16 protein-coding genes and 1 other annotated feature (1 of these 17 cut by a window edge) are annotated in these 20,818 nt (G+C 31.9%); of the genes, 12 read left to right on the forward strand and 4 right to left on the reverse strand.

All coding sequences use genetic code 11. From position 1 onward, the window contains the following. The first annotated feature begins 34 nt into the window (after positions 1 to 34). The 10 genes from LQ688_RS00715 (at position 35) to ccpA (ending at position 11,758) form a co-directional block, all read left to right on the forward strand. Positions 35 to 1,051 (forward strand): PTS sugar transporter subunit IIC, encoded by a 1,017-nt coding sequence (locus tag LQ688_RS00715; protein ID WP_017000602.1) that lies wholly within the window; start codon positions 35 to 37, stop codon positions 1,049 to 1,051. Next, positions 1,048 to 1,362, forward strand: a complete 315-nt coding sequence (locus tag LQ688_RS00720) for a thioredoxin family protein (protein WP_017000603.1) — start codon at positions 1,048 to 1,050, stop codon at positions 1,360 to 1,362. The genes LQ688_RS00715 and LQ688_RS00720 overlap by 4 nt, the downstream gene beginning before the upstream one ends. 142 nt (positions 1,363 to 1,504) lie before the next feature. Further along, a complete protein-coding gene (locus LQ688_RS00725; protein ID WP_017000604.1) occupies positions 1,505 to 2,380 on the forward strand; it encodes a DUF1444 domain-containing protein in 876 nt (291 codons plus the stop codon). A 15-nt stretch (positions 2,381 to 2,395) separates the two neighbouring features. Continuing rightward, on the forward strand, positions 2,396 to 3,001 hold the full coding sequence (gene ytpR, locus LQ688_RS00730) for a YtpR family tRNA-binding protein (protein ID WP_017000605.1): 606 nt from the start codon (positions 2,396 to 2,398) through the stop codon (positions 2,999 to 3,001). A 7-nt stretch (positions 3,002 to 3,008) separates the two neighbouring features. Then, positions 3,009 to 6,395 (forward strand): DNA translocase FtsK, encoded by a 3,387-nt coding sequence (locus LQ688_RS00735; protein ID WP_239752525.1) that lies wholly within the window; start codon positions 3,009 to 3,011, stop codon positions 6,393 to 6,395. A gap of 22 nt (positions 6,396 to 6,417) precedes the next feature. Next, positions 6,418 to 7,728, forward strand: a complete 1,311-nt coding sequence (gene murC / locus LQ688_RS00740) for a UDP-N-acetylmuramate--L-alanine ligase (protein WP_064205241.1) — start codon at positions 6,418 to 6,420, stop codon at positions 7,726 to 7,728. Positions 7,729 to 7,810: 82 nt separating this feature from the next. Then, entirely contained in the window at positions 7,811 to 8,362 is a 552-nt protein-coding gene (locus tag LQ688_RS00745) for a DUF948 domain-containing protein (RefSeq protein WP_017000608.1), read from the forward strand. Positions 8,363 to 8,453: 91 nt separating this feature from the next. Then, positions 8,454 to 9,083: a YtxH domain-containing protein gene (locus LQ688_RS00750; protein WP_017000609.1), complete on the forward strand. Its 630-nt coding sequence runs from the start codon at positions 8,454 to 8,456 to the stop codon at positions 9,081 to 9,083. A 305-nt stretch (positions 9,084 to 9,388) separates the two neighbouring features. Continuing rightward, entirely contained in the window at positions 9,389 to 10,468 is a 1,080-nt protein-coding gene (locus LQ688_RS00755) for a bifunctional 3-deoxy-7-phosphoheptulonate synthase/chorismate mutase (protein WP_064204367.1), read from the forward strand. Between the two features lie 300 nt (positions 10,469 to 10,768). Next, complete coding sequence (ccpA, locus tag LQ688_RS00760; protein WP_017000611.1) at positions 10,769 to 11,758, forward strand: catabolite control protein A; 990 nt, start codon at positions 10,769 to 10,771, stop codon at positions 11,756 to 11,758. Between the two features lie 37 nt (positions 11,759 to 11,795). Here the strand turns inward: ccpA and LQ688_RS00765 are convergent, their stop codons facing one another. The 3 genes from LQ688_RS00765 to LQ688_RS00775 are packed head-to-tail and all read right to left on the reverse strand — an operon-like array spanning position 11,796 to position 14,225. Further along, positions 11,796 to 12,941 (reverse strand): acetoin utilization protein AcuC, encoded by a 1,146-nt coding sequence (locus LQ688_RS00765; protein WP_017000612.1) that lies wholly within the window; start codon positions 12,939 to 12,941, stop codon positions 11,796 to 11,798. Then, the gene (locus LQ688_RS00770; RefSeq protein WP_017000613.1) at positions 12,934 to 13,578 is read right to left on the reverse strand and encodes a CBS and ACT domain-containing protein; all 645 of its coding nucleotides are present in this window, start codon (positions 13,576 to 13,578) and stop codon (positions 12,934 to 12,936) included. The genes LQ688_RS00765 and LQ688_RS00770 overlap by 8 nt, the downstream gene beginning before the upstream one ends. A gap of 11 nt (positions 13,579 to 13,589) precedes the next feature. After that, positions 13,590 to 14,225, reverse strand: coding sequence for a GNAT family N-acetyltransferase (locus tag LQ688_RS00775; protein ID WP_070044693.1), 636 nt, complete (start codon positions 14,223 to 14,225; stop codon positions 13,590 to 13,592). Between the two features lie 148 nt (positions 14,226 to 14,373). On the opposite strand from LQ688_RS00775, the gene acsA reads away from it, so the two are divergent. Continuing rightward, on the forward strand, positions 14,374 to 16,086 hold the full coding sequence (gene acsA / locus LQ688_RS00780) for an acetate--CoA ligase (RefSeq protein ID WP_064211703.1): 1,713 nt from the start codon (positions 14,374 to 14,376) through the stop codon (positions 16,084 to 16,086). Positions 16,087 to 16,305: 219 nt separating this feature from the next. Further along, positions 16,306 to 17,973: a formate--tetrahydrofolate ligase gene (locus LQ688_RS00785; RefSeq protein WP_218688414.1), complete on the forward strand. Its 1,668-nt coding sequence runs from the start codon at positions 16,306 to 16,308 to the stop codon at positions 17,971 to 17,973. A 135-nt stretch (positions 17,974 to 18,108) separates the two neighbouring features. On the opposite strand, the gene LQ688_RS00790 is transcribed toward LQ688_RS00785, so the two are convergent. Beyond that, positions 18,109 to 20,562, reverse strand: coding sequence for a transglycosylase domain-containing protein (locus LQ688_RS00790; RefSeq protein ID WP_017000617.1), 2,454 nt, complete (start codon positions 20,560 to 20,562; stop codon positions 18,109 to 18,111). A gap of 100 nt (positions 20,563 to 20,662) precedes the next feature. After that, positions 20,663 to 20,818, forward strand: a binding site (T-box leader) (it continues 33 nt past the right edge of the window).

Consider the following 20,818-nt stretch of genomic DNA (forward strand, 5'->3'; position numbering starts at 1 on the left):
TTTATAGTATAATCTTTTTTAAGGAGTGTGAATAATGATCAAAATAAAATCTTTTTTTAGTAGAACGATTATAGATGGATTAAGTTATATGGCTTTAGGTTTATTTAGTACTTTAATTGTAGGGCTTATAATTGAAACACTTGGCCGTACATTGAATACATATTTTGATACATCAATAATGATTGAAATAGGAAAGTTAGCACAAAATTTAACTGGAGCTGGGGTAGGGGTAGCTGTTAGTTATGGTTTAGGTGCCTCGCCGCTCATCATTTTTGCAACAGTGGTAACTGGTATGTATGGTTACGAACAAGGAGGGGCGGTTGGCAGTTATTTATCTTCAGTCTTTGCAAGTGAATTAGGAAAAGTATATTCAGGGAAAACTAAAATAGATATTATTTTGTCTCCAATTTTGACATTATTAGTAGGTGTTTGTATTGCGAAATTTATCGCACCATTTATAGATGCGTTTATGAAACACTTAGGAAATTGGATCCAAATAAGCACGGAACAACAGCCTTTATTGATGGGAATATTCGTAAGTTGCTTAGTAGGAATGACTTTATCTAGTCCGATTTCTAGTGCAGCTTTATCTTTAATGTTAGGTTTGAGTGGAACAGCCGCAGCAGCAGCCACTATTGGTGGATGTTGTCACATGGTAGGATTTGCAGTAACAGGATATAGAGATAATGGTATTTCAGGTATCATTGCACACGGAATTGGAACAAGTAAGTTACAAATTTCAAATTACTTAAAACACCCATTTATTTTAATTCCACCTGTAGTAGCCAGTATTGTAGTAGCTCCAATAATGACAGTGTTTTGGCCGATGGAAAATAATGCAGCTGGAGCTGGCATGGGTTCAAGTGGGTTTGTTGGTCAAATTATGACAATACAAACGATGGGCGCATCTACAGAAGTATGGTTACAAATTCTATTCTTCCATTTCTTATTACCGGCTGTAGTCAGTTTATTTGTTTATCATATACTGAAAAGATATCATATGATTAAAGGTGGACAACAAACAATTATGATAGGAAGTGTAAAAAAATGAAACAATTAACATCAATAGAAGAATTTAATCAATTAACAAATGACCCAACCGTTTTCATGTTCACGGCTTCATGGTGTCCTGATTGCCATTTTATTGACCCAGATTTACCGGCATTAGAACAAAAATACAATGATTATCAGTTCGTCTCGGTAGATAGAGATGAATTTATTGAATTATGCCAAGAAGTTGGTGTGATGGGTATTCCGAGTTTTGTAGCATTTGATAATCAAAAAGAACTAGGAAGATATGTTGGAAAAGAAAGAAAAACTATAGAACAAATAAGTGAATTTATAGAAGGATTGAAGAAATAAATTGAAAAAAAGTAGGTTGAAATAAAAGTTGATTTTATTTCTCGAAACCTACTTTTTTCATTGATTTAAATAAGTTTATCACTGTAACATGGCGCTAATTTGTTGTAAACTAGATAAAGGTATAAAAATAGGAGTGTTATGTATGAATGTCTTTCAAATGAGAGATTTACTAAAAGAACGCTTGAAATCATTAGATGCTAATTTCAAGTTTGATAGAGAAGATGAAAGTTTAAGAATTGAACGTAAAGATAACCAAAAAGGTTTATCAGTAAAAATTTCACCAATTATTGCAAAGTATAAAAATAGTGGAGATAAAATTGTAGATGAAATTGTTTATTATGTAACTGAAACAATTCATGCAATGCAAGATGAATCTACTAAGGAAATCAGCAAAATAGAAATATTACCTGTAATTAGATCTACAAGTTTCCATAAAGAAACTAAAGAAGGTACTCCATTTATAATAGATGAACATACAGCCGAAACAAACATTTATTATGCGTTGGATTTAGGCAACACTTATAGATTAATCGATGAATCTATGTTAGAAGAACTAAATATGTCTCATAATCAAATAAAAGAACAAGCTTTATTTAACATTAAAAAAAGAAAAACATCATATAAATCTGATGAAGTACAAGGCAATACATTTTATTTTGTGAATACAAATGATGGATATGATGCTTCTAGAATTTTAAATCAGTCATTCCTTAAGGATGTTTATCAAAATATCGAAGGAGAAATGCTTCTTGCAACACCTCATCAAGATGTGTTGGTTATTTGTGACATCAAAAATGAAATAGGCTATGATGTGGTAGCGCAAATGAATATGCATTTCTTCCAAAATGGTTTAGTGCCTATAACTTCGCTGTCATTCTCTTACAAACCGGATGAACCATTAGAACCTATATTTATATTAGGTAAAAATCATTCACGTAAAAGAAATAAAGAAGTAATAGAAAGATTAGAAAAAAATAGAGAAATATTTAAAAATATGAAAAATAATGAAAAGAAATGATAAGGAGTTATAATTATGAATTTATTTTATAATAAAAATGGTATTGGGGATGTATTGTTAGTTTCATTAGAACCATCAACAGAAAATTTGGAATATGAAAATCAAAATGATATTACAATTATAAAAAGCGATGGCAACATTGTTGGTTTTAATATTTTTAATGCTTCTAAATATGTTCAAATTGAAGGAAATGGAAATATCAAAACTGAAGAAAAACATGTTAGTAGTATTCAAGATTTACTAGAAAAGAATAATATCAACTATAAATTAGAAGTTGATTTATCACCTAAATTTGTAGTAGGGTTTGTTAAAGAAAAATCTAAACATCCGGATGCAGATAAATTATCTGTATGTAAAATCGATGTTGGAAACGAAACATTACAAATTGTATGCGGAGCTCCAAATATAGAGCAAGATCAAAAAGTAGTCGTAGCTAAAGTAGGAGCAGTTATGCCAAGTGGTATGATTATTAAAGACGCAGAATTACGTGGCGTTCCTTCAAGTGGCATGGTTTGTTCTATGAAAGAGCTAGATTTAGAAGGTGCTCCGAAAGAAAAAGGTATAATGGTATTAGATGATAGTTATACTGTAGGAACACCATTTTTTGAAGATGAAAGGTAGTGAACCTATGAGTTGGTTTGATGATATATTCGGTCAGTCTAAAAATAAACAAAAAAATAAAGAAAAAGAAAATGAAAATATTTCTTTTGACCATGGTTCAGAAGATGAAGAAGTAAACGAAGAAATTTATAAAAGACCAAGAGGTAAATTTAGATTTCCAATAGATATGGATGTTGACGCTGAAACTGAAACAGAGACTGAACAAAATTCTGATCAAGAGCATGATTCACAACAAGAATATAACTACTATGATGAGCGATTTTATAATGAAAATGAAGCGTCATATCCAACAAATAGAAGAAGGCGTCGCAGAAGAAGTCATGACGGAGAAGAAGCACCCTCTGAACCACAACCTAAAAAAGACAAGGGTGTTTATGAGAACAAACGTTTAACAAGACCTTCTAGCACTGAACAATATTCTTCAGTTTTCAAAAAGAAATCTGTTCATGATAAAGAAGACGATGCTTTCAATCGAAGATTATCTTCTTTAAATCAACCTAAGTTTCACGCTTCAGAAGTGCCTTCTGCTATATTTGGAATGAGAAAACAAAAAGATGTTCCAAACAGTGGTTTAAAAGAACCTTCTACACCTGATACTTCTAACATCAAAGAAGAAGATAACAAAGATAGTAACGGATATGAGAGCACTGATAATCAAAGTAGCAATAGTGAAGTGGTACGTGATACGCCCACTTATTCAAAGACGGACAATACTATAAATATTGAAAATATATACGCTTCTCAAATTGTTTCTGAAATTAGAAAAGAGCGAGAAAAGAAGCTTCAAAAGAAAAAACAATTTGAAAAAGCTTTAAGAGAAAAAAGAGAACAAGAACTACAAAATATTCAATCTGAAGAAGAAAAATCTCAAATTAAACAACAAGACGAATTTTTCAAAAAACAGGCATCTTTTATTAAAAATAATCAAATCGATGAAGAGCCGGAAGATAACACTGAAGAAACTACAACTGAAGACATTAAGTCATCAGATGATTATATTACACAACCTAACAGTGACGAAAATGAGTTGAAATTTGAAGAAGAAAGCTCTAAAGAGTCATTGCAACCAGATGTAAACGACATGACTACATATGAATTTAAAGAAATAAATTTGGATATTGATGAAGAACCAGAAGAACAAAAACAACAACAAGAAGAAAATCTTGATGTTGAAGAAATCGATGGAATAGAACCAGCTAAAGAAGAAAACTCAGAAGATTTAGACGTACAGTTTGAAGAATTAACAGAATTAGCTACAGAAGAATCAAATAATGAGTCTTTAGATAATCAATCTGAAAATTCAGAACCAGTAGAAGAAACAGCGAAATCCTCAGATTTACAATTTGAAGAAGTTGAAGATACAGAAATAAAGCGTGTTCCTAATGAAAGTGAATATAATAGTATCGAAGAAGAAAACTTTGTAGAAGATGATATTGAATTTGAGGAACTTCCAGAAAACTCTAATGAATATTTTGAAGAAGAAGTTATAGAAGGGGTAGACTCTGCCTTTAATGGAAATGAAAATAACGATAATTTCAAAGAAGATAATTTTGTAGAAGATGATATTGAATTTGAAGAAGTCCCAGAAACGACTAATGAAGACTTTGAAGAAAAAGATGACGACGAAGAACTGTCATTTATAGATGATGAGTTTACGACATCAGAAAAAGAAATAAATGAAACTGAAGATACTCAATCTAAAGTTGAAATCTCTGAATCAAACGAAGAACTTGAAGATAAGTCACAGTTGAGAGATGAACCAAAAAATAAAAAGAAATCTTTAGAACCAGTACTTAAACCTAATAATAAAAAATCATCTCCATTTAATGTTGTTATGACGCCTTCAGATAAAAAGAAATATCATACATTTAAAAATCAGACTTCAACAAATGTAAAGCAAGAAACTAAAGTGAATAATGCTTCTGAAAATAATCAGACGAATAATGATTTCAACAACGAGAGCCTTGAAACAGTGACAAAACGTAAAGGACCATCATTTGTATTACCACCATTGACAATTTTAGACGATGTAGTTGAACAAGAGGATAATACAGAATGGTTAGAAGAGAAGAAAAAAGAATTAGACGAAGCGTTTTATCACTTTAATGTACCTGCTCATGTTGTCAATATGATACAAGGGCCAACTGTAACTCGCTTTGAACTATCTGTAGAAAAAGGCGTTAAAGTTTCAAGAATTACAGCACTTCAAGATGATATAAAAATGGCATTAGCAGCAAAAGATATAAGAATCGAAGCGCCAATTCCAGGAACGAGTTTAGTAGGTATTGAAGTGCCAAATCAAACACCTAGAAAAATACCATTAGGTCAAATGATTACATCTAAAGCTTTTCAACAAGCTGAAAGTAAATTAACAGTAGCTATGGGCTTTAAGATTAATAATGAACCTTTATTAATGGATATTTCAAAAACACCACACGCATTAATAGCTGGAGCTACTGGTTCAGGAAAGTCAGTATGTATCAACGCAATTTTGACGAGTTTGTTATACAAAAATCATCCTGATGAATTGAAGTTGCTACTAATTGATCCAAAAATGGTAGAACTAGCGCCATATAACGATTTACCACATCTAGTTTCACCAGTTATTACAGATGTTAAAGCTGCTACAGCAAGTCTTAAATGGGCTGTAGAAGAAATGGAAAAAAGGTATAAAGAGTTTGCGGAATTGCATGTTCGAAATATTACGGCTTATAATAAGAAAGCCACTTATGAAAAACGCATGCCTAAAATTGTAATTGTAATAGACGAATTAGCAGATTTAATGATGATGTCTCCACAAGAAGTTGAACAATCAATAGCTAGGATTGCACAAAAAGCGAGAGCATGTGGTATTCACATGATTTTAGCTACACAAAGACCATCTGTAAATGTTATTACAGGATTGATAAAAGCAAATGTTCCTACTAGAATATCATTCATGGTTTCATCTTCTATAGATTCTAGAACAATTCTTGATGTTGGTGGTGCTGAAAAACTACTTGGTAACGGTGATATGTTATATCTAGGAAATGGTATGAATAAACCGATTAGAGTACAAGGTGCATTTGTGTCAGATGATGAAATTGACGAGACAGTTTCCTATGTAAGCGATCAAATGGAACCTAACTATTTATTTAAACAAGAAACATTATTGAAAAAAGTGAATGAGCAACCAGCTGATGCACTATTTGATGATGTATGTGAATTTATGGTTAATGAAGGTCATATATCTACGTCATTGATACAAAGGCATTTCCAAATTGGTTATAATAGAGCTGCTAGAATGATTGATAACTTAGAAGCAAACGGCTTTATCTCAGGACCAAATGGCTCGAAACCGAGAGAGGTTTTAATTTCAAAAGATACATTAGAAAATGGAAAAACTAACATATAAGAAATAGAAGGAGTGACATGAAATGACATTATTTCATTTTGTCGGAATAAAAGGGGCTGGAATGAGTTCTTTAGCACAAATTATGCATGACATGGGCCATAATGTACAAGGTTCTGATATAGAAAATACAGTGTTTACTGAAATTGCATTGAAAAATAAAGGAATAAAAATATTACCTTTTGATGTAGAAAATATTCATGAAGGTATGACAGTTATAGCTGGAAATGCTTTTCCTGATACTCATCCCGAAATTGCTAAAGCATACGAGTTAGGTCTTGAAGTTAAAAGATATCACATATTCTTAGGTGAATTTATGTCTCAATATACTTCTGTAGCAGTAACAGGTGCTCACGGAAAAACTTCAACAACTGGTTTGCTTTCTCACGTAATGAATGGTGATCAAAAAACATCATTTTTAATTGGGGATGGAACGGGTATGGGCTTACCTGATAGTTCTTATTTTGCATTTGAAGCATGTGAATATAGAAGGCATTTCTTAAGTTACTACCCTGATTATGCAATTATGACAAATATTGATTTCGATCACCCCGACTACTTCAAGAATTTACAAGATGTGACGAATGCCTTTCAAGAAATGGCAAATAACGTAAAGAAAGCTATTATAGCTTGGGGCCACGACGCAGAATTAAGAAAAATAAAAGCAGATATTCCGATTTATTTTTATGGATTTGAAAATGAAAATGATGTTTATGCTGAAAACGTTCAAACTTCTTCAAAAGGCACTACTTTTGATGTTTACTTTAAAAATGGTAAGCAATATATAGGTTCATTTACGACACCTATGTATGGAGACCACCATGTATTAAATGCACTTGCAGTTATTGCAGTATGTTATTTAGAAAACTTAGATATTAATAATATAAAAGAAGCATTATTAACATTTGGCGGTGTAAAAAGAAGATTTAGTGAAAGTTTTTATGATAATCAAGTTTTAATAGATGATTATGCACATCATCCAAGGGAAATTAATGCTACAATTGAGTCAGCGAGAAAAAAATATCCTGAAAAAGAAGTGATTGCAGTATTTCAACCACACACTTTTTCAAGAACTGAAACATTTTTAAATGAATTTGCTGAAAGCTTAAATCAAGCGGATCAAGTTTATTTATGTGATATATTTGGTTCTATAAGAGAGCAACAAGGTGAATTAACAATAAATGATCTACAAGCGTTAATTGAAAATTCAAAATTAATTAGTGAAGAAACAGTTTCACAACTTAAAAACCATTCAAATGGTGTTATACTATTTATGGGCGCTGGAGACATACAAAAAGTTCAAAGAGCCTATGTGAGTACTCTTACTGAATCATAATATTATGTTTATGCATAATGATTAAGGGTATTAAATATTAGTAAATCATATTAAGTTTTATAATTATTAGGAGGCGTTCAGTATGGATTGGTTATTACCATTAGCAGGTATTATTGCTGCTATTGCATTTTTAGTTATTTGTGTAGTATTAGCAATGTTCTTAGTGCAATTATTAAAAACAGTTAAAGGAATCAATGAAACTTTAGATGGCATTCAAGGCCAAATACAAGGAATTACACGTGAATCAACTGACTTACTTCACAAGGCAAACCGCTTAACTGAAGATATTCAAGATAAATCATTACGTTTAAATTCTGTTGTAGATGCAGTTAAAGGTGTTGGAGATTCAGTACAAACACTTAACTCTTCAGTAGATAGAGTTACAAATTCAATTACGCATAATATCTCTCAAAATGAAGATAAAATTTCTCAAGTAGTACAATGGTCAAATGTTGCAATGGAAGTTGCAGACAAATGGCAAATGAGAAAGAATCGTAGAAGTTATGCTTCATTTAAAAATGGTACAACGACTTCTAAAGATTATGAAGCGGAAGTTCCTAAAGATTATAATGAACAAACGACGTCTGGTGATAAATTAGACGAAGATAAAATTAATGCAGGATTGAAAAAATAAAGTTAATGAGGCTGAGACATAATTAAATGCCTCAGCCTCAAACATTTTATTGTCTATTAACATTAATTAATTTAAACAGGAGGTTTTATTGATGGAAAATCAATATAATAGAGATTTATATACACATGGTTTAGAAACATATGAAGCAAAACATGAAAATAATACAAGTGGTAGAGATTTTGTATTTGGTGTGATTTTAGGAACAGTAGTAGGTGGGATTGCCGGTTTATTATTAGCGCCTAAATCAGGTAGAGCTCTTCAAGATGATTTAAGCGAACAGTCAAATAAAATTATTGAAGATGTTAAAACTAAAACAGACGATTTAAAAGCTCAAGCTCAAACAAAAGCTGAAGAACTTCGTACACAAGCAGAAGAAAAGAAAGAAGAAGCAACTGAAAAAGCAAAAGAAGTAAAAGCTAAAGCTGAAGACAAAAAAGAAGAAGTAAAAGCTAAAACTGAAGAAAAGAAAGAAGAAGCAGCTGATAAAGCAGAACAAGCTAAAGCAAAAGCTGAAGAGAAAAAAACAGAAACAAAGAAAAAAGCTGACGAAGTAAAATCTAAACAAGCTGAAAAGAAAGCAAACAAAAATGTTGTAACAGCTGACGATGTCGATGACGAAGAATTAAAAGCACAAAAAGGTGCGATTAAGTCTGAAGTTAATGATGAAGATCTAAAAGGACCTAAAACAGTAGTAGAAAAAAAGACTTTTGATAAAAAGTAAGCATTAAAGATAGAAGCCAGGCTGAGACATATTAATGTCTCAGCCTGATTTATTATATTGACAGTAGCTAACAAAGGTGGGATTACGATCTCTTTTAAAAAAATGAGATTTCTGTTCCACTTTCTTTTTAATATTTATACATATGAGGTATTATATATAACATAAACATAAATTATAATTATTTTCAGAAAAATAACAATTAAGGTTGAATAGCTCGATTTTAATTGTTATACTACTATCTAATCACTTATATATTTTATCGCTTTAAAGTATGTGAGTTAAATTGTTTACATGAGGTGAAGAGGATGACAAATGAATTAGAGAATTTAAGACAGAGAGTAGAAGAAATTAATGACGAAATTTTAGGATTGTTATCAGAACGTGGTGACCTAGCTAAAAAGATCGGTGAAGAAAAAAGTAAACAAGGTACTCAAGTTTATGATCCACAGCGTGAAAAAGAAATGTTAAATAAATTAATTGACGCTAATAAAGGACCATTTAACGATAATACTATTAAGCAATTATTTAAAGAAATATTTAAAGCTTCAACTGATTTACAAAAATCTGAAAATGAAAAACATTTATATGTTTCTCGTAAATTAAAACCAGAAGATACTATCGTACAGTTTGATAATGGTGCAATAGTAGGTAATAATAAAAAGCAATTTGTATTTGGTCCATGTTCTGTAGAGTCACAAGAACAAGTAGATACAGTAGCACAAGATTTAGCTAATAGAGGCGAGAAATTCATAAGAGGTGGCGCATTCAAACCACGTACATCTCCATATGATTTCCAAGGGCTTGGAGAAGAAGGTCTACAAATTTTAAAAAATACTAAAGATAAATACGGTTTAAATGTTGTAAGTGAAATCGTAAACCCTGCTCACTTTGAATTAGCAGACGACTACTTAGATGTATTCCAAATAGGTGCTCGTAACATGCAAAACTTTGAGTTATTAAAAGAAGCAGGTAAAACGAATAAACCTGTATTATTAAAACGCGGATTATCTGCAACTATTGAAGAATTTATTTACGCTGCAGAATACATACATTCACAAGGTAATAGCAATATCATCCTATGTGAACGTGGTATTAGAACGTATGAAAAAGCAACTAGAAATACTTTAGATATTTCAGCTGTTCCAATCTTAAAACAAGGTACACACTTACCAGTTATGGTTGACGTTACACATAGTACTGGCCGTAAAGATATCATGTTACCATGTGCTAAAGCAGCATTAGCAGTAGGAGCTGATGGTGTTATGGCAGAAGTACATCCAGATCCATCAGTAGCATTAAGTGATGCTGGACAACAAATGGATTTAAATGAGTTTGATGCATTTTACAAAGAAATTGTAAAAGCTGCAAAACTTTATGAGAAATAAGCTCAATTAAAAAATATTTATTAATATTATCCCTTTAAGTAAACATAATATGTGTTCACTTTAGAGGGATTTTATTATGGAAAAACATAAGCTTTATGTGGTATAGTTTAATTTATCGCCGTTTTCTGAAAAACAATTTTCATTTTACACTTTCTTTTAAAAACTTAAGTTTCTTTTATCGACAAGAGTTTATGAATATCTTATAATGAGTAATTGTGAGTTCGCTTTCATATGCTTTGAAAACAATATGAAAACGTGATAGAATGTACTAGAAAACGTTTTCAAAAATGGGAGGATATTATGACTGTAACAATATATGATGTAGCAAGAGAAGCAAAAGTTTCAATGGCTACTGTATCTCGTGTTGTAAATGGTAACCAAAATGTTAAACCGTCAACTAGAGATAAAGTAAACGAAGTTATTAAGAGATTAAACTATAGACCAAATGCTGTTGCACGTGGTTTAGCAAGTAAAAAAACTACAACAGTTGGCGTAATTATACCAGATATTTCGAATGTTTATTATTCTGAATTAGCAAGAGGATTAGAAGATATAGCAACAATGTATAAATATCATACAATTATTTCTAACTCTGATAACGATAGTGATAAAGAACAAGAAATATTTAACAACTTATTGAGTAAACAAGTTGATGGTATTATCTTCCTTGGTGGAACATTAACTGACGAAACTGTTGAGTTAATTGAGAAATCATCTGTACCAGTTGTAGTATCTGGAACAAATGATAAAGAATCAAAATTAGCATCTGTAAACATTAATTACACACAAGCTAGTAAAGAAATAGCAAATACACTTATTGAGAACGGTGCTAAGAAGTTTGCATTTGTTGGTGGTGGATACTCAGAGAAAGCACAAGACGATGCTATCCAAGGTCTTGAGTCTGCATTAGAAGAGGCTGGTCTAGATATTAATGACAATGCTAAATATGTTGGTAATGAAACATATAAAGATGGCAGTAAAGCATATGAGACAGTATCTCAAGCTAATCCTGATGCAATTCTTTGTATAAGTGATGAACAAGCAATTGGTATTGTTCATGCTGCTCAAGATGCAGGTGTTAAAATACCTGAAGAATTGCAAGTTGTCAGCTTTAATAACACAAGACTTGTTCATATGGTTAGACCACAATTATCAAGTGTTACTCAACCGCTTTATGACATTGGAGCTGTTGGAATGAGATTGTTAACTAAATATATGAATGACGAACAAATTGACGAGCCTAATGTTATATTGCCGTATAGAATAGAATATAGAGGCACAACTAAATAATAAAAGAGGGAATTCGATAAACGAATCTCCCTCTTTTTTATTTATACCACTCTAAAATTCTTAATTTCGTGTTATTATTTTTTTCAGTTATTTCGGTTTTTCTTGGTATTTCCATATAATCATCTTTTTCATCTATCCATGTTTTTGGTAAAGGAAACGGAGCGCTGCTTTGATATTTATCAAGCCAAGTCTGTGGTATATTTCCTTTTGGGGTATCAAGATCATTTAAAGCAAACCAAACATGAGACCAAGCTCTAGGTACAACTCTCCAAATATTATATCCGCCTCCACCGATCATAATGACTTTACCATCACAATACTCGTCTGCTAGATTTTTTACGATATATGGTATTTGATATAACGTATTCAAAGTACAACTTAAATGCGTGAGTGGATCTAAATAATGAATATCGACACCATTTACACTTAGTATAATATCTGGCTTGTAAGCTTTACATACAGCTTCTACTGTTTCTTTAAATACGTCTATATATGATTCATCCTCCGTGTATGCGTCTAATGGTATGTTTACAGTTCTACCAAATCCTTTACCATCTCCACGCTCAGTAATGGCACCTGTTCCAGGGAATAAATATCGACCTGTTTCATGAATAGAATAATTCATAACATCTTCATTAGTATAAAATGACCATTGAACGCCATCTCCATGATGTGCATCTGTATCAATATACAAAACCCTTTGTTTATATTTGGATTGTAAATATTGTATTGCAACAGCACTGTCATTATAAATACAAAATCCACTTGCTTTCCCTTTGAATCCATGATGTAATCCACCACCTAAATGGCATGCTCTCTTTGCTTCACCAGACATAACTGCATCAACTGCATTCAAAGTTCCACCTACAACTCTTGCACTATTTTCATGCATGTTTACAAATTGAGGGGTGTCTTCACTATTTAATCCATATTTATCATATTCTTCTATAGGTAAATCTCCATTGCCTGCTTTTTTAATAGCTTCTATGTAGCTCGGTTCATGAACGAGTTCTAATTCTTCGTCAGTTGCTATTCTTGGTTGTATCAAATGTTCAGATTTAAGCACACCTAGGTCAATAAGCAAATCAGTCGTTAACTTTAAACGCATTTGATTGAAAGGGTGACTATCTGAAAAACGATATTTCAATAAATCCTCTGAATACACATATTTAACATTAGTCATTTCTTATACCAAATGGATATATGACATGGTAATTTTTTTCTTCCAATAATTTATATATTTTTTCAGGATTCATTGATTTTACTCGTAACATAAGATATCTTTTCTTAACATTTTCTTGATCAGCATAAGCAAGGACGTTTAATATATCAATATTTTGTTCTTTAAATATAGCAGTAATATCGTGTAATGCACCAATTTTATCGTCAATATGTACTTCAATTATAGAACCAGGAATTGTAACACCAGTTAGTTCTAAAAATGTATTTAACATATCTTTTTGTGTGACGATACCAATTACTTTATTATCACGGAGAACTGGTATAGCTCCAATTGCCATTTCGTAAAAATCTAAAGCTATATCTTCTACAAAATCTAAAGGATGACATCTAATAACATTTCTTCTCATAATTTTAGAAACAGATAAACTTAAACTATTATTTGGGTCTTCATCAGATAAAATGCTTGGTAAAGCCATTTTTATATCTTTATCTGAAATAATTCCTAACAATTCGTCTTTTTCATTTACAATTGGCAAATGCCTAATTTCTTTTTGTGTCATAAGTTCTAAAGCATTTTCAATAGATTGGTTACCTTGAATTGTTGTACAAGGTGAAGTCATAATTTTTTCAACTAACATAATATACCTCCTTAAAAGAAAAACCGATTCATAAATCTTAGTCTGTCGAAAGCTTCCATTTGCTCTTGGCTAATATTTGCTCCTATTCTTGCCATTAAACTATTGGCAGGATGGCTGATTATTTCTGGGTCATCAGTCGCAAATACTTCTAAACCACCTTCTGCCATCATTTTATGCATGATTTTTTGATATTCATAAACATCTAAACCACTGTTTTTTAAATCCCAATGCCAATAGTATTCTGTAGTGATAACGATATAATCTTCCATTTCTGGTGACTTCATAGCTAATTTAAGCATTTTCTTTCCAAGTCCATATTTTCTGTATTCTAAAGAAAGTTCAATAGCACCTAACTCAAGGATATAGGGTAGGTTACCATCTGACCAACGCTCAAGTGGATCAGGATAAACGTAAGTTGTATAACCGATAATATGTTGATCTATTCTACATACAATAATTCTTCCTTCAGGTAATTCAGAAATTTCTATTAGCGCTTCAAATTGTTCCTTAGGTACGCGAAAACTATCTAACCCTTCATCAAAAGTCATTTCTTTTAATTTTTCGGGTTCTACAGGACCTTCAATTGTTATATTAGAATCAGATGTAAAGGGTATAGTTTCTGATATGAAGGTCTTTTTATAGTCCATAGTATACCTCCTTCCTATTAATATGGTAATGTGTAAATATAAAGTTTATTTTGAATAATCAAATTTTTTTGAAAAGTATCATCTACTTATATTATAATAGACTCAGGCTTTATTGGAAACGATTACATTTATAAAAGGGGAGATTTAGATGAAAGTCGAAGTATACGAAGCATTAAACGAAGATTATAATCTATCAAATTATGAGAATGCAGTTAATAATCATAACTGGAAAGATATTGAGAAAAATTTCAGTTGGAGTGAAACTGGTAAAATAAACATGGCATATGAATGTATAGATCGTCATGTGGACAATGGTAAAGGGGACAAATTTGCACTCCACTATAAAGATCAAAATAGACAAGATAGTTATACGTTTAAAGACTTACAAATTGCTAGTAATAAAGCCGCTAATCTTTTAAAAGATAAAGCAAATGTTGAAAAAGGTGACCGTGTATTTATATTTATGCCAAGAACACCAGAATTATATTTTGCTTTGTTAGGAACATTAAAAATTGGTGGTATTGTTGGACCATTGTTTGAAGCGTTTATGGAAAAAGCGGTAAAAGATCGCTTAGAAAATAGTGAAGCTAAAGTAATCATCACAACTAATGATCTAGTAGATCGAATACCTAAAGATGAATTACCGAATTTAGAACATATTGTAATTGTTGATGAAAATGTTTCTGAAGAGTATATTGACTTCAATAAAGAACTCGAAAAAGCTGATAGTGAATTTGAAATAGAATGGTTAGATAGAGAAGACGGATTAATTTTACATTACACTTCAGGTTCAACAGGACAGCCTAAAGGTGTATTACACGTACAAGAAGCAATGTTAGTTCATTATATATCTGGTAAATATGTTTTAGATTTTAAAGAAGATGACGTATACTGGTGTACTGCTGATCCGGGTTGGGTTACAGGAACATCATACGGTATCTTTAGTCCATGGCTAAATGGCGTAACAAATTGTGTGGCAGGTGGAAGATTCTCACCTGAAGGATGGTATGAATTCATCCAAACATTCAACGTTACAATCTGGTATACAGCACCAACTGCACTAAGAATGTTAATGGGCGCTGGTGATGACATTGTTAAAAAGTATGACCTTTCATCATTAAGACATGTTCTTTCAGTGGGTGAACCACTAAACCCAGAAGTAATTAAATGGGCTTATAATGTATTCAACCACCGCGTACATGATACTTGGTGGATGACTGAAACAGGTGGACACATGATTGTTAACTATCCTTCATTGGATATTAGAGCTGGTTCAATGGGTAAACCATTACCAGGTATTGAAGCAGCAATTGTTGATGATCAAGGTAATGAACTACCACCAAATAGAATGGGTAATTTAGCTCTGAAAAAAGGTTGGCCTTCAATGATGAGAACAATTTGGAATAACCAGCCTAAATATGATTCATATTTCATTAACGACGAATGGTACGTTTCTGGAGATTCAGCTTATAAAGATGAAGATGGTTATTACTGGTTCCAAGGGCGTGTTGATGATGTCATCATGACTGCAGGTGAACGAGTAGGACCGTTTGAAGTTGAATCTAAACTTGTTGAACATCCAGCAGTTGCTGAAGCGGGTGTAATAGGTAAACCAGATCCAGTTCGTGGAGAAATTATTAAAGCATTCATTGGTTTAAGAGATGGATATGAAGAATCTGATGAACTAAAAGAAGAAATAAGAAAGTTTGTTAAAGAAGGTTTAGCTGGGCATGCAGCACCTCGTGAGATAGAATTTAAGGATAAATTACCTAAGACACGTTCAGGTAAAATTATGAGACGTGTATTAAAAGCTTGGGAACTAGACTTACCAGCAGGAGATTTATCTACTTTAGAAGAATAAGTTAATATTAATCATGTTAAAAAGCCAAGAATAATCCTTTAAATATAAAGGAGTTTCTTGGCTTTCTTTATGTCAAAAATTTGATTTTTAACAACAGTATTTCATATGAATTTCACAATAATATTAATCGACTTTTTATGCATATTTGTATATGCTAAAGATAGAAGTTGAAAAGGTATACATATGAATTTGTTATTTAAATTTAAGGAGTGAATGAGCTTGAGTCATTTATCAGATTTAGAAATTGCAAATCAAAGTACGTTAAAACGCATTAATGAAATAGCTGAAAAAGTAGGTATAACAAACGAGGCACTTGAACCTTATGGACATTTTCGCGGGAAAGTTGATATTACAAAATTAAAAGATAAAACAGAAAAAGGGAAAGTTGTATTAGTTACAGCATTAAGTCCCACACCAGCAGGAGAAGGGAAATCTACTGTAACAGTAGGTCTAGCTGATGCTTTAAATCAATTGAATGAAAAAGTTATGGTAGCTCTACGTGAACCATCACTAGGACCTGTTTTTGGCATGAAAGGTGGAGCGACTGGGGGAGGTTACGCTCAAGTACTCCCAATGGAAGAAATTAATTTGCATTTTAATGGTGACTTACATGCTATTACAACTGCTAATAATGCATTATCTGCTTTTATAGACAATCATATATATCATGGTAATGAACTCAATATAGATTCAAGACGAATTGAATGGAAACGTGTATTAGATATGAACGATAGAGAACTACGACAAGTAGTTGTTGGACTAGGTGGACCAGGTAGAGGTGTTCCAAGAGAAGATGGATTTGATATAACTGTAGCGTCTGAAATAATGGCGATATTCTGTCTTTCAAACGGAATAGAAGATTTGAAAGAAAACCTTGCCAATATAACTGTCGGTTATACAGTCGATAAAAAACCTGTAACAGTAAGAGACTTAAAAGTAGAAGGAGCTTTAACGCTCATTTTAAAAGATGCTATCAAACCTAATATTGTTCAAACTATTGAAGGTACACCAGCACTAGTACATGGTGGGCCATTTGCTAATATTGCTCACGGTTGTAATTCAATTATTGCAACAAATACTGCGCGTAAACTAGCGGATGTTGTTGTAACAGAGAGTGGGTTTGGTTCCGATTTAGGGGCAGAAAAATTTTTAGACATAAAAGCGCGTAAAGCAGGATTTGATCCAAGTGCTATTGTAATTGTAGCTACTATTAGAGCTTTAAAAATGCACGGCGGCGTTTCAAAAAATGAACTAAAAACTGAGAATGTAGAAGCAGTCAAAAAAGGTATTGTAAACTTAAATAAACATATTGAAAATATTAAACAATTTGGTGTAGAGCCAGTTGTAGCAATCAATGCTTTTATTCATGATACGGATGAAGAAGTAAAATTTGTTGAAGATTGGTGTAAAGAGCAAGGTGTGAAAGTTGCTTTAACTGAAGTTTGGGAAAAAGGTGGTAAAGGAGGTATAGATTTAGCAAAAGAAGTTTTAAAAGTACTAGAAAAACCTCAACAATTTAAACCACTATATGATTTAGAAATGTCTATAGAAGATAAGCTTGAAACCATCGTTCAAAAAGTTTACGGTGGTCGTACAGTCAAATTTACAGATAAAGCTTATAAACAATTGAAAACAATAAAAGAAAATGGTTGGGATAAATATCCAGTATGCGTCGCTAAAACACAATATTCATTTACCGATGATCCTACAAAATTAGGTGCGCCTACAGAATTTGATATAACAATACGAGAATTATTGCCGAAAACAGGGGCAGGTTTTATAGTAGCATTGACAGGAGATATTATGACGATGCCTGGATTACCGAAACAACCAGCTGCTTTGAATATGGATGTTAATGAAGATGGCACAGCGAAAGGTTTATTCTAAAAAATATCATATATCAAATAAAAAAACATCAATCCGAAAGTTATAAAACTAAAGGATTGATGTTTTAAGTTTCAGGTTGGGATATAAATAATTGTCTCAACCTGTTTTTATTATATTCGTTTTATGATAATTAGGTTAGTCACCACTTGGTGGTTTAGTACTTGTACCACTGGATGGTTTACCGCTATCTGAATCTGCTTTTTTGTTTTCGCTTGAGTTGTATGACCAAGCTTCTTTAGAGTTTTTAGATACTTTCTCTTTAGGTTTGATTTTAGATGATGTATTTCCATCTACAGCAATACCAAGTCGTTTCAATACTGATTCTGAATAAATGTCTTTTTCAGAAGTATCTACTTTATCAGAGATTAATGTAGAAGCTTTTGATTCGCCTTTACTACAACTACCAGTAGAGTTTGTGTATTGACAAATTGTCTTCTCACTAACTGTACTTGGTTTTTCGAAATCGCTGTCATATCCTAATTTCTCTCTATCTGTATTTGATAGGGCGTTAACCATATCTCTCCACATAAAGATTTGATAATGACTATCTTCGTCAAATGTAATTGGTTGATCATAGCCCATCCAAATACCTAATGTTACTTTCGGTGTATATCCTACTAATAAGCTGTCTTTACCAGATTCTGATGTACCTGTTTTAGCTGCCCATGTTCCATCATAAGAATCTTTAATTTGATAACCTGACCCATCGTCTAGTACACCTTTTAGTATATCAGTTGTTAAATAAGTAGTAGATTCACTGAATATACGTTTAGGGTCTTTCTTATGTTGGTAAACAACTTCACCGTCACGTGTTTTAATGGATTCAATCATATAACTATCGTTATATTCACCTTTATTAGCTAAAGTACTAAATCCATCAACATCTTGTCCTAAAGTGAAGTCAGCTGTACCTAATGTTAGAGCTAATCCATCTTGTACGTTTTCTGGTACGTTCATACCCATTTTATTAAGGTTTTCCCATGGTTTATAATCCTGTACGTTACTGTATAATCTTAATGTACTTAAGTTAAGTGAATTTCTTAATGCATAATCTACAGTTACGGGTCCAAACTCTCTTCTATCATAGTTATCAGGTGAATAACCATTGATATCAAACTTTTTATCTAGTAAAGCAGTGTTTGGTGTGATTAAACCATGTTCAAATGCTGGTGCATATGTTAAGAGTGGTTTCATTGTAGAACCAGGTGATCTTTTTGCTTTTGTTGCGTGATTGATTTGTGATTTTTCATAATCACGACCACCTACAAATGCTAAGATCTTACCGCTACCATTTTCTTTTAGTAATGCACCAACTTCGTGTTGGAAATCTTTTGTTGCTTTTTTACCTTCCGCATTAGTGTAGCTTGCTTCTCTATCCCAAGAATAGCTATTTGAATTATTTTTTACATCTTGAAGAGTGTCATACATATCTTTTTCGATTGTTGTATCGACTCTGTATCCTTCAGTACGCATTGCTTTATTAGCTTTCTCAGTATATTTAGTCATTAACACTGGCGTTTGGTCTAATTCTTTCTTAGAAATGTTATCTTTTTTAGCTAAATGATATTTTAAAATGTCGATTGTACGATCTTCCACTTCTTCAGTTAAGAATGGATATTTTTGATTTGGTTCTTCAACTTTATCGACAAATGATTTTTTAATATCAAATTTTAAAGCTTCATCGTATTCTTTTTTACTGATTTTTTCTTCTTGATACATTCTTTTAAGTACATAGTGCTGACGATTAATACCAAACTCTAATGATTTATCATCTTTTAAATCACCGTTTGGTAAAAATGGTGTGTAAGTATATGGGTTTTGAGGTAATCCTGCTAAATAAGCTGATTGTGCAACATTTAAATTTTTAGCAGATTTTCCAAATACACCTTGTGCAGCTGATTCAATACCTGCAATATTAGACCCATTAGAGTTACGTCCAAATGATACTACATTTAAATAACTGTCTATAATTTCATCTTTTGATAAGTTTTTTTCGACATTCATAGATAGCAGCATTTCTTTTGCTTTACGTTCGAATGATGTTTCATTTGTTAATAACTGATTTTTAACTAATTGTTGCGTTAAAGTACTACCACCAGAAGAATTTGAACTACCTAGTACTTCTTGTACTGAGGCACGTAAAAATGCTTTTGGTACAATACCATTATGTTGGTAAAACTCTTCGTCTTCTGTTGCTATAAGTGCATTTTTTACATTATCACTTATTTCATTTCCCTTAATAACATCCCTTTGGACATCACTTTTTAATCGGCCAAGAGATTCTCCAGAACCAAAATATACAGACGTGCTTTCGGTCATAGAATAAAGCTGTTCTTTCATTTCTTTCTTAGACATCACTTTTTCATCTTTGACGAGGCCTGCAAAGTATCCGCCACCAATACCTAAACCTAATGCTAGTAATAAACAACTAATAAAAAGAATAATAAAAAACAAATTGCTTATGACTTGGTAAGTTGTAAAGAATATTAGTTTTGGAGTCCATTTTGCTTCTTTAAAAGTATTTTTATATTTCTTACTTGAACGATTAAATTGATCTTTGAATTTATTTTTAGACTGATTTGAACTCAAATTTTAACCTCCAATCTAATCATCATAATTATAACATATATAAATAATATTGACTTTTAAAATTGTTAGCTTTATACTTTGTAATTAATTGCAGATTGTGATGAACTAAAGGAGAAGTAATGATTATTATCTTTTTAAGAGAGTCAGTGGTGCTGGGAACTGATAAAGAGGTAATTGTGAATACACCTTGTAAAAAATAGTTCTACGTTTTTAATGTACGTAACATTAATGAGAGATGACATAATAATGTCATAAG

The organism is Mammaliicoccus sp. J-M40, assembly GCF_022386395.1.
Classification (GTDB): Bacteria; Bacillota; Bacilli; order Staphylococcales; family Staphylococcaceae; genus Mammaliicoccus; species Mammaliicoccus lentus.